At 68.9% G+C, this 13,269-nt stretch carries 17 protein-coding genes; 7 read left to right on the forward strand and 10 right to left on the reverse strand.

Annotated features, from left to right (window positions below; all coding sequences use genetic code 11):
* Both ACFSL2_RS17520 and ACFSL2_RS17525 read right to left on the reverse strand, forming a co-directional pair.
* A complete protein-coding gene (locus tag ACFSL2_RS17520) occupies positions 1 to 1,011 on the reverse strand; it encodes a M56 family metallopeptidase (protein WP_377199065.1) in 1,011 nt (336 codons plus the stop codon).
* Positions 1,008 to 1,367, reverse strand: a complete 360-nt coding sequence (locus tag ACFSL2_RS17525; RefSeq protein WP_377199066.1) for a BlaI/MecI/CopY family transcriptional regulator — start codon at positions 1,365 to 1,367, stop codon at positions 1,008 to 1,010. The genes ACFSL2_RS17520 and ACFSL2_RS17525 overlap by 4 nt, the downstream gene beginning before the upstream one ends.
* 96 nt (positions 1,368 to 1,463) lie before the next feature.
* Here ACFSL2_RS17525 and ACFSL2_RS17530 point away from each other — a divergent pair, with 96 nt between their 5' ends.
* On the forward strand, positions 1,464 to 1,922 hold the full coding sequence (locus ACFSL2_RS17530; protein WP_377199067.1) for a DUF2752 domain-containing protein: 459 nt from the start codon (positions 1,464 to 1,466) through the stop codon (positions 1,920 to 1,922).
* 22 nt (positions 1,923 to 1,944) lie between these two features.
* Here ACFSL2_RS17530 and ACFSL2_RS17535 read toward each other — a convergent pair whose 3' ends face one another.
* From ACFSL2_RS17535 to ACFSL2_RS17560, 6 genes are all read right to left on the reverse strand, one after another.
* Entirely contained in the window at positions 1,945 to 2,733 is a 789-nt protein-coding gene (locus ACFSL2_RS17535) for a cytochrome c biogenesis CcdA family protein (protein WP_377199068.1), read from the reverse strand.
* Positions 2,733 to 3,383 (reverse strand): TlpA family protein disulfide reductase, encoded by a 651-nt coding sequence (locus ACFSL2_RS17540; protein ID WP_377199069.1) that lies wholly within the window; start codon positions 3,381 to 3,383, stop codon positions 2,733 to 2,735. Before ACFSL2_RS17540 ends, ACFSL2_RS17535 begins: the two co-directional genes overlap by 1 nt.
* A 188-nt stretch (positions 3,384 to 3,571) precedes the next feature.
* Entirely contained in the window at positions 3,572 to 3,991 is a 420-nt protein-coding gene (locus ACFSL2_RS17545; protein WP_377199070.1) for a hypothetical protein, read from the reverse strand.
* Positions 3,992 to 4,097: 106 nt separating this feature from the next.
* Positions 4,098 to 4,940 carry a C40 family peptidase gene (locus tag ACFSL2_RS17550; protein ID WP_377199071.1) on the reverse strand — a complete coding sequence of 281 codons (843 nt, stop codon included), beginning with the start codon at positions 4,938 to 4,940 and terminating at the stop codon, positions 4,098 to 4,100.
* Between the two features lie 662 nt (positions 4,941 to 5,602).
* Complete coding sequence (locus ACFSL2_RS17555) at positions 5,603 to 6,091, reverse strand: DUF2269 domain-containing protein (RefSeq protein ID WP_377199072.1); 489 nt, start codon at positions 6,089 to 6,091, stop codon at positions 5,603 to 5,605.
* A 29-nt stretch (positions 6,092 to 6,120) separates the two neighbouring features.
* Entirely contained in the window at positions 6,121 to 6,288 is a 168-nt protein-coding gene (locus ACFSL2_RS17560; RefSeq protein WP_377199073.1) for a hypothetical protein, read from the reverse strand.
* 103 nt (positions 6,289 to 6,391) lie between these two features.
* Between ACFSL2_RS17560 and ACFSL2_RS17565 the strand changes: the two genes are divergently transcribed.
* Positions 6,392 to 7,024, forward strand: a complete 633-nt coding sequence (locus ACFSL2_RS17565) for a TetR/AcrR family transcriptional regulator (RefSeq protein ID WP_377199074.1) — start codon at positions 6,392 to 6,394, stop codon at positions 7,022 to 7,024.
* Between the two features lie 63 nt (positions 7,025 to 7,087).
* Here ACFSL2_RS17565 and ACFSL2_RS17570 read toward each other — a convergent pair whose 3' ends face one another.
* A complete protein-coding gene (locus ACFSL2_RS17570) occupies positions 7,088 to 7,717 on the reverse strand; it encodes a DUF305 domain-containing protein (protein ID WP_377199075.1) in 630 nt (209 codons plus the stop codon).
* A 97-nt stretch (positions 7,718 to 7,814) separates the two neighbouring features.
* On the reverse strand, positions 7,815 to 8,297 hold the full coding sequence (locus ACFSL2_RS17575) for a hypothetical protein (protein ID WP_377199076.1): 483 nt from the start codon (positions 8,295 to 8,297) through the stop codon (positions 7,815 to 7,817).
* Positions 8,298 to 8,506: 209 nt separating this feature from the next.
* Here ACFSL2_RS17575 and ACFSL2_RS17580 point away from each other — a divergent pair, with 209 nt between their 5' ends.
* From ACFSL2_RS17580 to ACFSL2_RS17600, 5 genes are all read left to right on the forward strand, one after another.
* Complete coding sequence (locus ACFSL2_RS17580; protein ID WP_377199077.1) at positions 8,507 to 8,722, forward strand: heavy-metal-associated domain-containing protein; 216 nt, start codon at positions 8,507 to 8,509, stop codon at positions 8,720 to 8,722.
* Positions 8,723 to 8,782: 60 nt separating this feature from the next.
* Positions 8,783 to 9,079 (forward strand): YHS domain-containing protein, encoded by a 297-nt coding sequence (locus ACFSL2_RS17585; RefSeq protein ID WP_377199078.1) that lies wholly within the window; start codon positions 8,783 to 8,785, stop codon positions 9,077 to 9,079.
* Between the two features lie 84 nt (positions 9,080 to 9,163).
* On the forward strand, positions 9,164 to 11,272 hold the full coding sequence (locus ACFSL2_RS17590; RefSeq protein WP_377199079.1) for a heavy metal translocating P-type ATPase: 2,109 nt from the start codon (positions 9,164 to 9,166) through the stop codon (positions 11,270 to 11,272).
* A gap of 79 nt (positions 11,273 to 11,351) precedes the next feature.
* Positions 11,352 to 11,948: a hypothetical protein gene (locus tag ACFSL2_RS17595; protein ID WP_377199080.1), complete on the forward strand. Its 597-nt coding sequence runs from the start codon at positions 11,352 to 11,354 to the stop codon at positions 11,946 to 11,948.
* A gap of 195 nt (positions 11,949 to 12,143) precedes the next feature.
* Positions 12,144 to 13,256 (forward strand): DUF418 domain-containing protein, encoded by a 1,113-nt coding sequence (locus ACFSL2_RS17600; RefSeq protein WP_377199081.1) that lies wholly within the window; start codon positions 12,144 to 12,146, stop codon positions 13,254 to 13,256.
* Positions 13,257 to 13,269: the final 13 nt, after the last annotated feature.

The raw sequence follows: 13,269 nt of genomic DNA on the forward strand, positions 1-13,269 counted from the left end.
TCAGCCCAGTCCGGCCGTGCAGACCGGCATTGCCGCCGCGCACACTGCAGGCGAGGTGGCAACGAACAGTAGCTCGGCCAGCGCCACCCCGAAACCGACGGTCAGCAGGGCGACTCCGACCGGCCGCGGCTGCACGCGGGACGTGCTGAGCCGGCGTACACGTGCCACCGCCGAACCACCTGCGGCGAGCGCGCCTGCGGGAGCGGCTTGGGCGCCTGCCATTGTCACGAGTGCGTGAGCCAGCCGACGGCGTACGGCAGCCCGATCTCTTGTCCCGGTCGCCGCGCGTTCGACGCGCATGGCTCCGTCGTCGGCCGCCATCTCCAGGAGCCGGGGAATCTGCTGCGCCGCCTGTCGGACCAGCCATATTCTGCCGAACGCATGCACCAGGGCCACGGACAGGTGCGTCGCCAGGTGATGCCGCTGACGCAGGTGCGCACTCTCGTGGGCGAGCACGAGCCGCGCCTGGTCGTCGTCGAGCAAGGCCAGAGCGCCCGAGCTCACGACTATCGTGCCCCTGCCCGCCAGGCCACCAGAGAGGCAGTACGCGGCGGGACGGGCATCGTCAAGGAGAACGCGGTCCTCCCGGTGTACACCAGGAAGCCGCCGCCCGACGAGTGCGAGCCGGTCGAGCTGGTCGAGCCGCTCGCACCGCGCCCGCCGGGACTCCCGGATGAGGCTTCCCAGCAGCCGAGTCCCGACCGCAAGGGCCAGCAGCATCCCGGCGACGCCGAGAGCGGCCCCGTGCGGACCGGTGGACTCGGAGCGCAGGGCCAGCGCGCAGTGCGCGAGGAAGTCGCCCAGCGCGTCGACCATGCTCGGCGGCACCACGAGCAGCGCCGATGCCAAGCCGACCAGCAGCACCGACGCGAGCGAGGCGAGACCGAGCAAGTGCCAGGAGGCGACGGCCAGCCGAGGTACGGACGTCGCCCACGGGGCCTGCACCAGCAGCTGCGCGGCAACCATGCCGATAGCGACGACGGCGAGAAGGAGCAGAAGTGCGGCCGTCACGACGGATTCGCCTCATCGAGGAGTGCCCTGAGCTGCGCGGACTCCTCGGGGGTGAGCTGCTCGACGAAGTGCATCAGCGCCGCGCCGCGGTCGCCACCGCTGGCCAGTGCATCCTCCATCGCCTTAGCAGTGTGTGCGGCACGGTCCTGCGTCGCCCAGTACTCGTAGGCCCGGCCGGAACGCTCCCGCTCGACGAAGCCCTTTTGGAAGAGGTTGTCCAGCACCGTCATGACGGTGGTGTAGGCACGGGGCCGCCCGTCCGGTAGCGCCTCGAGCACCTGGCGCACCGACAGTGGCTCGCTCGAAGCCCAGAGTTGTTCCATGACGAGCGCCTCCAGGTCACCCAGCTTCCGCATCCTTGCCCCCATCCGTCACCGACCTTGCCTACCCGCCCTGGCGGCATATCCTATGCAGGATAGTAGATCAGCGTTCCCCACGACCCAAGGTCTTGCATGCCGACAGCCACGGACACCTTCCTCTGTCTTCGGGTCGAGCGCGTTGATCGCCACCGGTGGCTGACAGCCGGAGCGGCGCTCACCCTCGCCGCTGCGGCCGTGATCGCCACCTTCGGCCTGCCTCCGGTCGACCTGCACGGACCGCTACACCTGGTCGGGGCCATGGACCCGTTCTGCGGTGGTACCCGCGCGGCCCGGTACGCCGCGCAAGGGAACCTTGCCGAGGCGTGGCGCTACAACCCGTTGAGCATCGTGATCGTGTACGGCGCACTGGCTGCGGTCGCCCGGGCTGGGGTCGGCTTGGTCACCCAGCGCTGGCTCACGCTGAAGATCGGATGGACTCCCGCCCGACGGCGCTGGACAATCGCCGTCGCCCTCGTGCTGCTGGTCTCGCTCGAAGTCCGCCAGCAGCTGCGGGCCGATCTACTCATGGAGGGCACCCACACCTGGCTCTGACCCCGACACGTATCGGCACGTGTTACAGGAGCGTCTCGAACCCGCCGATCCACCCCTGCATCTGGCCGGTCAGGTAGCTCCAGAGACCCGTGACCAGGGCCAGGCCGATCAGCACCAGCATCCCGCCGCCGGCCCGCATGATCGCGAGCCTGTACCGGCGCAGGAACCCGAGCATCCGATCCGACCCCAGGCCGAGCGCCACCAACAAGAACGGGACGCCGAGCCCCAGGCTGTAAGCCAGGCCCAGGCCTACCCCGCGCCCGGCCGACGCCTCGTCCAGGGCGAGCGCCTGCACGGCCGCAAGGGTCGGTCCCATGCAGGGCGTCCAGCCCAGCCCGAACACGATGCCTAGCAGGGGCGCGCCCCACAGGCCGGCGCGGGGGCCGACGTGCAGCCGTGCCTCACGCTGCAGGAACGGGACGGCGCCGAGGAACGCGAGGCCCATCAGGATCACGACGGCGCCCAGGACGCGCGTGAGTACGCCTTCCCAACGGACCAGGTACACGCCGATCGCGCCGGCCGCGGCCATGAGCGACACGAACACGACGGTGAAGCCGAGCACGAAGAGCGCGACGCCGAGCACCACACGACCGCGGCCGGACAAGCCCGGTCCGCGCGCCAGCGTCCCACCCGAGCGCGAGCCCGAGGACGCCGCGCCGGACGCCGCCATCCCGCTCACGTAGCCCACGTACCCGGGCACGAGCGGCAGCACGCACGGAGACGCGAACGACACTGCGCCCGCGAGGACTGCTACCGGTACGGCGAGCAGCATCGAGCCGCTGAACGCCAGATCGGCCAAACCAGTCGCCATCAGGCGCTCCCCGACGCCGCGCCCTCGGCGAGCACGTCCTTGACCAGCGTCTCGAGCGTGGACCGGTCGATTTGTCCGATGACACGTGCGGCCACCATCCCGTCGCCGTCCACCACCACGGTGGTCGGGACCGCCTGCAGCGGGACCACGCCGTTCAGGTCGGCCACGACCCGACCGGTGTGGTCTTCGATGCTCGGGTAGGGAACGTCGAAGGTGCGCTCGAAAGCTTGAGCGGTCGGCGCCTCGTCCTCGGTGTTGATCCCGAGGAATCGCACGCCGTCCGACTCGAGTTCCTCGGCCATGGACGCCAGGTCCGCCGCTTCTGCGCGGCACGGCGGGCACGCGGCGTACCAGGTGTTCAGCACAAGTGCGTCAGCTGCCCACTCGTCCGTGTCGATCTCCACTCCCTCGAAGTCGGTTCCGGCGACCCGTACGGGACCGTCGCGGTCACCCGGATCCCAGGTCCGTACCGAACCGTCACCGGAGACAAAGCCCTGGTCTGCGACCTGGCTTGCACCAGAAGGAGCAGCGCATCCGGCAACGACCGTGGCCAGGCCCACGGCGAGTGCCGCGATAGCTCGACGACGACCACGAACGCGCCACGTCGTTGCGGGCGCGCCAGCCCGCCCGGGGATACCAGTGACACTCATCGACGCGTTCCTCCTCGTGACTGACGGACTGCACCCAGTCTACTACTAGACAGCATAGTAGTTATGGGTCGGCGCCCTCCAGCCAGCTTCATGCACGAGGTCTCCAGCAGGTACTGGCTTGGCCTCACGGGGCATGGGAGACCCAAGGCACACGATTGTCGCGATACCTTGCTCGACGCTGTCGCTACTCAGGTCGATTTGCCTGGGTCAGCACCGTAATGACGACGCCGCGTGAGTGCCGTGACCGCCAGAAGGGCCACGAGCACCAGGACGATCGCGCCGACAGGCACGGCGATCGGGGTTGGGACCCCCGCCACAGTGGGGTGGTGTTCGCTCGTTGCTGCTTCCGACGAGCGCGCTGCGGGCACTACGGAGACAGATCTCAGCCCTGCCCGGTCGAGCATCTGGGCTTCGGATGGGGACGGTGTGACCCCGGCCGTGGGTGTGGTGGACGTGGTGGAGGACAGCGGTTCGTCGTGCCCGGCCGCGAGTAGCTGGCCGAGCACGAGCGGCAACAGCATCGCCAGTACGACACCAGTCACGAGCAGTCGGGAGCGGCGGGTCGGCGTCGCGGCCTCCGTTTGAGCAAGACCGACGTGAGTGCGCATGGGAACTTTCGGCTCAAGTGGTACCTAGAACTCAGAATGACCGAGCGCGCCGCCCGGTGGGCGGTGTGAGGGGCTGGCAGACCGCCCGCCCCTCACACCGGGTGAGTCATGCGACCCGTAGGACGACCGGGTTGGACTGCCAGACCTGGCTGTACCGGACCGTCTGGCCCGGGACCGGTGCCTCGATCTGCATCCCATCACCCGCATAGATCGCGATGTGTCCGGGCGACCAGAGAAGGTCACCGGGCTGCGCCTGGGACCAGGGCACCTCGGTGCCGGCGTAGCGCTGCTCGGACGACGTCCGGGGCAGGGTGATCCCGACCTGTGCAAAGACGTACGAGGTGAACCCAGAGCAGTCCATCCCGGCCGGGGTCTCCCCACCCCACAGGTACGGCACTCCGAGATAGCGCATCCCGATCGACACGATCGCGGACCCCTTGGCCGAGGCGGGAATGTCCACGGCCACCTGGGCAGCCGCTTCTGCTTCTGCCTCCGCGGCTGCGGCGGCCTCCGCGGCGGCTTCGGCCTCCGCCTCGGCGGCAAGCTGCGCCTGGTACTCGTCGTTCTCCTCGGCGGAGACGACGGAGACTGCCGCCGTCTCGACCTTCAGCTCCGCATCCGGGGCGACGGTCACAACGGGGGCCGCGGCGACTGCTTCGCGGGCCTGAGAGGTCAAGGCGTTCAGGTCGACCGCGTTGAGCGCGCCGTTGACAGCCTTGCCGGCCAGAGCGGTGTTGACCGACTCCGTGGCCGGTGCTGCTTGGGCGGGGGTGGCCACCAGAGACAGCAGGACGCCGGAACCGGCCGCGGCGGCCACGGCGGTTCGCCCGGCGAAGGTGGTGACGTGCTCGGTGGCGGCTCGGGCGACGTCGGCCAGGACAGGGCGGTGTGCCGCCCGATGACGACCACGACCGCGCACGGTCGGGTTCGAGTTGAAGCTGGGCTCCATGAAAGCTGGGACCTTTCGGATCGGAGTAGAACCACACACGCGGCCCGGTTTCGGGGCGCGCTGAACCGGTCGACACCCGTATGGGGTGGTGTCGACGGGAGGTGGTGGTCTACGTCCGGGAGATCCCCAAGGCGTGCAGCGACGGCGCGGGCGCCGCAGCCAGGCCCGAAGGCGCCCGGGGGCGGTCGGGCGCGATGCCGGGCACGTGCCACTGCACGGCCCGAGGCGGCGCACCGTCCAGGTCCGTGGAAGGCGACGCCGTCCGGTCGTACCGCGCTGTCACCGTGCGGTCTTCAGCGCAGTCGGACGGGTCCTCGCCGTGATGCCCCCGGTCCGAGTGCGCGGTCTGATCCGAAGCCGCCGCTGCGGCGGGCGCAGCGTGCTGCCCGACAGTGCCATGCGTGGCCCCACTGCTGTGGTCGGCCGTGTCGAGATGGACACTGCACACGGCCTGTACGCCCAGGAGAGCGAGCACGAGGAACATGACCGTCACGACGCTCGCGAAACCACGCCGAGGATCGGCGAGCTGCGAGCGAGCGGCACGTGTCAGGTTCATAGCGAGCCCCAGAGTAACGGTATGGACACGGTACTGGGCAACACCGCGCTGCAATGCGGGCCGTCCAAATCCTCGCTCACGCCACAAGGGGCACTGACGATGCAGGTCAAGCGCGTGGGCTGGCGGTGTGACGGTCCTGCGCGCGGCGCCAGCCGTAGCGGGTCATCCCACGCGGCTTGTAGATGTTCAGGACCAGTGGGACCAGCAGCACCACCAGGCCGCCCACGGCGTGGAAGAGGTCACCGCCGAGCTGGCCCGTGTCGGCCATCGGGTCCGCCGCGACGGCGGCCATCGCCTCGACCGCCGGCAGGTGGAGCACGAGTATCACGAAAGCGAAGGCCGTCAGGACCAGGCTGATCGTCACCCAGTAGTGGCGCAGCAGGCCCCAGGGGGTACCTAGCGCTTGGACGATCCCGGTGACCAGCGCCACCGCGGCGAGCGGGATCAGGGCATACCGCAGAACGGGCTCCATCATCAGGCACGCCGCCCGCACGGCCTCCTCGTCGTTGCTGAAATAGACGGGCATGTTGAGGGCGATGTACGCGACTATCGCGCCGATCCAGCCCACCGAGCTGGCGACATGGACGGTCAGCATCAGTTTCCGAAACCCCGGAGACATCTGCATCAGCCGTGCATCCCGGGGCCGTGCTCGCCACCGACAAGCAACATCGCCACCACGAGCACGACGAGGGCGATGCCGACGCCCAGCGCCAGCAACTTGGCCCATCGAGGCAGTCCAGGATGGCCCTGCGGCGCCTTGCCCGCCGTCGGATCCGGTGCGTTCTCAGCCATCTTCGTCTCCTCGGGTCGCCTGATCGTCACACTGACCTTTCGATACAAAGTGTATCGCATAACGTCAATGTGTCGCGCCAGTGACGAGGCGTATCATGATGGGGTGCCGAAGCTGTGGGAGGAATCGATCGACGAGCATCGCCGATCAGTGCGCGACGCCATCACAGACGCCGCCTGGCGGTTGGCCGAGGAACACGGCCCTCTGTCACTGACCATGTCCCAGGTAGCAGGGGCGGCTGGGATCGGGCGCGCAACGCTCTACAAGTACTTCGCGGACATCGAGTCGATCCTGGTGGCTCACCACGCGCGACACGTGGACGAACACCTCCGGGCCCTTGAGGACCTTCGCGGAGAATCCGCGTCTCCGGGCGCTCGGCTCGCGGCGGTCGCTCACGCCTATGCGTCCATCTGTTTCCATCGCGGTCGGCATGCGTCCGCCGACATCAGCGCGCTGGTTCATCGAGGACCCGAGGTCGCCGACGCGGAGCTTCGCCTGCACACCCTCTTCGTCGACCTGATCGCGGAGGCAGCAGCAGGAGGTCTGGTGCGCACCGACGCCAGCCCAGATGAGCTCGCCGCGTACTGCCGCCACGCACTGGAAGCGTCCGGCCAGGCGAGAGACCTCGACACAGCCGCCCGCCTGACGCGGGTGGTTCTGGACGGGCTCGGTTACCCAACGCAGGCCCGGGACAGCGGCCAGACCTCAGTGGTCAAGAATCATCGCCGACTCCATTAGCTGTGCCACGCGATGAGCAGAGCGGGTGGCGCGCCGCGGAACTGCGGCGCACCACCCTGGGTCTCACAGACCGGCGAGCAGGTCCTCCATCGTCTGGATCTCACTGGACTGGGTACTGACGATGGTGCTGGCCATCTCGATGGCGGCCGCGTTCGAGCCGTCCTCGACCTCCGTCTGGGCCATCTCGACGGCCCCCTGGTGATGGACGATCATCTGCTCCAGGAACAGCCGACCGGCTTCAGCGCCTTCGGCACCCTCGAGCGCCTGCATGTCCTCCTCGCTCATCATCCCGTCCATGGACTCGTCACCCATGTCACCGTGGTCCATGTCTCCCATGGAGTCGTCGGGCTGCTCGGCACCCCACTCGTCGAGCCAGATGTTGAGCTGCGCGATCTCCGGGCCCTGGGCCGCCTTGATCTGGGTAGCCAGGTCGGTGATCTCCGGGTCGATCCCCTCCTTGCCGAGGATGACGTCGGACATCTCGATGGCCTGCTCGTGGTGCGGGATCATCATCTGCGCGAACATCACGTCCGCGTCGTTGAATGCCTCGCCATCGTGGACGCCGTCCGAGGATGATGGGCTCTCGGACGCGGACATGCCGGGCATGTCCATCGTCGGGTCGTCGGAGCCCGCGCAGGCAGAGAGGGCCAGGGCGGTCGCCAGCACGAGGCTGGGCGCAAGGATGCGCTTCATGGTTCAAGGGCCTTTCGGTTCGAAGTAGCTGACACACGGCGCGGCCTCGAGGGGTCGCGGGACGGCCGACCTGCAAGTGGTCGGCGAGCGTGTGCTTCTACGTCCGAGAAATACCCAGTGCATGCAACGACGGCGCTGGGGCCAGGTGCCAGTGCGGCACGTCCACGAGGATCCGCCGGGCGAGCGACAGCAACATCGAGTTGAAGAAGCTCGCCGGCGGTGCGGCGAGGGTCAACAGGACGACAAGCACCATGAGGCACATCGCCGTCGTCATGTCGTGCGCGTCGTGTGGACCACAGCCAGCCGGACAGCCCACGGCGTCGTCTGCAGCGCGCACTGCCGGGGCGTCCGGTTGGGTCGATGTCGGGTGAACAGCCTCGGCTGACGTTGCTCCGGACCAGCCATGCTGCCCGACGGCGTGCGGCGCGACCACTCCGGGCGGCGGCATGTGCGCGCTGGGTGAGCCGCTCATCGAGTGCATCGACACCACGCCCGCGATCACCACAGCGATCAGGAGCACACCAGTGGCGCCTCGCTGAGATATCGCGAGCAGCGACCGGAGGGTGGCGATGACGTTCATGACTGGTTCAGCCTAATCGCGAGTAGCAGAGTTGTAAGTGCACTCAGGCGCGTGAGACCGAATGCCCGAGTCCTCGGGCGGCGGCCCGCACCATCACCCACCACGACCGCGTCGAACTCGTCCACCTTTACCCCTTGCATAGGCTACCCCGGCTGGGTATGTTCACCCGAACATACCCCCTATGGGTACTCGACGAAAGGGATAGATCCTTGAGCCAGACCACGACGACCTATGCAGTCACCGGAATGACGTGCGGTCACTGCGAGGTGTCCGTGACCGAGGAGGTCACTCAGATACCGGGGGTCGATGGCGTGAAGGTCAGCGCCTCGACGGGGAGCTTGGAAGTGACGAGCTCGGCTCCGGTGAACGACTCGGACGTGCTGGCTGCGGTCGCCGAGGCCGGCTACAGCGCCCAGAAGGCCTGAGCGCTGTCACCGGCGGGAACGCGTCCTGACCCTACCGAACCTCGACCCGGAGGACTTCTCATGTCGCACGAGCACACCCACGACCACGGCACCCCTGAGCACAGCTCGGACGACCACGGTGACGCGCACGACGGCGCCGCACCGGCCGCCGCTTGCGGGCACGCCGCGGACACCAGCGGACTGAACACCGAGGACGTCGCGGACTGCCCCGTCATGCCCGGCAGCTCCGTCATCAAGGCCGACGCCGAGGCAGCTGGCCTGTTCCGCGACCATGACGGCGCCCGGTACTGGTTCTGCTGCGACGCGTGCGGGCCGTTGTTCGACGCCGACCCCGAGCGGTACGTCACTGCGGCCTGACCGCCGACAGTCGTGGGCGACCACCTGGCCGCCCACGACCGCCCCCTCTTGCCCATTCACCCGACCCAGCGAAGGCTGTCCACCATGAGCCAGGACCACCAGCACCACCACGAACAGGTCAGCCAGGGCGTCGTCGATCCGGCGCACGACCGGCATGGCGGAGCCGATGAGCACGCGATGCACGCCGACCACGGCGGGCACGGCGGGCACGGCGGGCACGGCGGGCACGGCGGGCACGGCGACCATGTCGGCCAGTTCCGGCGCCTGTTCTGGATCATGCTCGTTCTGGCCGTGCCGGTAGTGGCGCTGTCGGGCATGTTCGCGATGATCCTCGGCTACACGTTGCCGGACGTGCCGGGCCTGGCCTGGGTGTCCCCGGTGCTCGGCACGGTGATGTACGTGTGGGGCGGGAAGCCGTTCCTGACCGGCGCGGTATCGGAGATCCGCGCACGCAAGCCCGGGATGATGCTCCTGATCGGGCTGGCGATCACGGTCGCCTTCTTTGCGTCCTGGGGCGCGAGGCTGGGGCTGCTGGACCATCAGCTCGACTTCTGGTGGGAGCTGGCGCTGCTGATCGTGATCATGCTGCTCGGCCACTGGATCGAGATGCGGTCACTGGCCCAGACGACTTCGGCGCTGGACTCGCTGGCCGCGCTGCTGCCCGACGAGGCGGAACGCGTCGAGGGCGACGGCGTGGTTACAGTGGCGCCGTCCGACCTACGGGTGGGTGACGTCGTGGTCGTGCGGCCGGGCGGCCGGGTGCCCGCCGACGGCCGGGTTGTGCAGGGCTCGGCCAGCATGGACGAGTCGATGATCACCGGGGAGTCTCGCCCGGTACGTCGCAGCGACGGGGACAAGGTGGTCGCCGGTACCGTCGCGACCGACTCCGGGGTGCGCGTCCAGGTCACCGCCGTGGGTCAGGACACTGCCCTGGCCGGGATCCAGCGCCTGGTCACCGACGCCCAGAACTCCAGCTCGCGGGCGCAGCGGCTGGCCGACACCGCCGCGGGGTGGCTGTTCTGGTTCGCGCTGGGTGCCGGCGTGATCACCGCGCTGGTCTGGTCGGTCATGGGGATGCCGGATGCCGCCGTCGTACGCACGATCACCGTGCTGGTCATCGCCTGCCCCCACGCGCTCGGCCTGGCCATCCCGCTGGTGGTGTCCATCGCGACCGAGCGGGCGGCACGTGGTGGCGTGCTGATCAAGGACCGGCTCGCCCTGGAGAGCATGCGCACCGTCACGTCCGTGCTGTTCGACAAGACCGGGACGCTCACCAAGGGTCAGCCCACCGTTACCGACGTCCACCCCACTGACGACAACGACGCCACCAACATCCTGGCGCTGGCCGCTGCCGCCGAGTCCGACTCCGAGCACCCGCTGGCACGCGCGGTCGTGCAGGCGGCTCGCTCCCGCGGCCTCGAGGTTCCCGGCGCCTCCGACTTCACCTCGTCACCGGCCGTGGGCGTCAGCGCAACCGTCGACGGCCGGCAGGTCGCCGTGGGCGGCCCCTACCTGCTCGACCAGCACGGCGCCAGCGAGCTGGAGGTCGGCGACCGGTGGCGCGCGGACGGAGCGATCATCCTGCACGTGCTCGTCGACGGTCAGGTCGCCGGTGCGCTCAAGCTCGCCGACGAGATCCGCCCCGAGTCCCGCGAGGCCGTCGACGCGCTGCACGTCCAGGGTGTGCAGGTCGTCATGATCACCGGCGACGCCGAGGCCGTGGCCAAGACCGTCGCCGACGAGCTCGGCATCGACCGGTACTTCGCCGGGGTTCGGCCGGAGGACAAGTCCGCGAAGGTCCGTCAGCTGCAGGACGAAGGACGCAAGGTCGCGATGGTCGGCGACGGCGTCAACGACGCCCCGGCCCTCGCCCAGGCCGACGTCGGGATCGCGATCGGTGCAGGCACCGACGTCGCGATCGCGTCCGCCGGAGTGATCCTGGCCAGCGACGACCCGCGCTCGGTGCTCTCGGTGATCGAGCTGTCCCGTGCAAGCTACCGCAAGATGAAGCAGAACCTGTGGTGGGCAGCCGGGTACAACCTCATCTCCGTACCGCTGGCCGCGGGCGTGCTCGCCCCGATCGGTTTCGTCCTGCCGATGTCCGTCGGCGCAGTCCTCATGTCGCTCTCCACCGTCGTGGTCGCGCTCAACGCCCAGTTGCTACGGCGGCTCGACCTGCGCCCGAGCAAGTGAGCGGTGGTGGTTGAGCCGCGCCACGGGCATGCGAGACTTTCTCGGTGATCTGTGCTGCGGCGTCCGGGAGGTGGGAGCGATGAGCGATCCCGTCGTGTCGTCGGGACCCACCTCCGGTGCCGCAGCCGTCGGCCTCGCGTTCTCGGTTGTCCTGACAACGCACTGGTTGCACGGCGGGATGCTTGAACGCGCCGGCCTGGTGTCCTCGGCGGTGTCGTCCACCATGCTTGCGCTTGCGCCAGTGGTGCTGGCCATGTTGGCCGTGGTGGGTCTGACCGGCGCAGGCAGGATCGCCTTGCGCAGCTCACACCCAGACACCGGCCCTGGCGGCTCAAACAATGCCCGGGCCGCCGCGTTGGACATCGCATTCGTCGCGCTCGTGGCGTCGCTCGCCCTTGACTCCCTCTACGTGCTGGACGGTGCCGTCCTACACGCCGCGCCGCTCGCGCTTGCGCTTGCCGGCGCCGCCGTCGTGCAGGCGTGTGGTGCCGCTGCTGCCTACCTGGCCTGTCGCCAGATCCGGGTGGCCCTGCACCGGCTCGTGCACCAGCCCGGTGTTGCACCGGCCGACCGGACCAGCGGGGCGCTGGACCAGGCGCACCACCCGCTTTTCACGCTGTGGACCAGCCTGCCAGGCGGGTCCCGCGCACCACCTTCGATCACTTCCCTCACCTGATCCTCATCCTGTCGTAGCGACCTCGCACGGGCGTACACCCGTCGCGGGTTGCGTGTCGTACACGGACGGGTGCCGCCCGAGTGCAACGCACCGGGCCGTCGCGGCCGTTCCGGGGAAAGTGAAGAGAGAAGTGAATCCAGAACCATTGCGCTCGCCCTTGCGCGCGAGTCGCACCGCCCTGCTCGGCAAACGGCCGTGAGGCCTGCCAGCGAAACCAGACAGCACCGAATCGTCGGCGTTGATGCCGCACGGGGCCTTGCCCTGCTCGGGATGATCATCGTCAACGTGGGACCCGTGAACCCGCAGTCCCTTGCTGAACGTCTCTACCTGTTGCCCTACGGGCGGGCCTCGGTGCTCTTTGTCGTCGTTGCAGGCATCGGGATGGGGTACCTCCTGACGCGGCGCCCGGAGCGGGAACGGTGGTCGACCGTCACCTGGCGTGCCCTGCTCCTGTTCGCCGGAGGTGTCGCACTCCAGGGACTGACCGACCGGGTCAACGTCATCCTGCCCACCTATGCCGTCCTGTTCCTGCTGGCGCCGCTGCTATGGCGGCTACCCACCCGGGTTCTGCTCCTGGGGGGCGGAATCGCGCTCGCGCTTGTGGGGCCAGCCATCATCGTCGGCCACGAGATGATCCGGCCAGCACCACATCTGCTCGACCCGGTCACCCTCGGCACCGGACCATGGGAAGCAGTGCACTCACTCGCCCTGACCGGCCCGTACCCCTTGGCGAGCTGGACCGTGCCGTTCGTCGTCGGCCTGTGTGTCGCCCGGCTGGATCTCACTGACACGCGGGTCCTGCGGCGCCTTGCCGTCGGGGGTACTGCTGTGGCGGTCGGGGCAGCCGCTGTCTCCCAGCTGACGTACGCGCTCATCGGGCCCGGAGCGAACCGCGGCCCGTGGCGGCTGCTGACCGGCGCCGCCCACGGCCAGATGCCGTTGTGGCTGGCCAGCAGCATCGCAGGAGCGCTCGCCGTGGTCGCGGTTTGCTCCCTGGTCTTGCGCCGGTCGAACCGATCGAGAGTCCTCGGCTGGCTGGTCGAGTGCGGCCGACTTTCACTGACCCTCTACGTGGCCCATTTTGTGGTGCTCGCACTGATCAAGCCAGAACAGGGCTTCACGTTCGGAGAAGGCCTGCTGGTCAGTGTCACCTTCGTGTCCGCGGTGCTCATGCTCGCCGTCCTGTGGGAACGGACGGGGTGGCCCGGCCCGCTCGAACGGCTACTGCGCACTACCTGGCTCTACCAGCCCGCAGCGCCCACGCGCACCCAGAAGCAGACAACCCTTGTGTCGGAAAGGACCAAATAACAGTGACGAAGAG

It is taken from the genome of Promicromonospora aerolata, assembly GCF_042682255.1.
Classification (GTDB): Bacteria; Actinomycetota; Actinomycetes; order Actinomycetales; family Cellulomonadaceae; genus Promicromonospora; species Promicromonospora aerolata.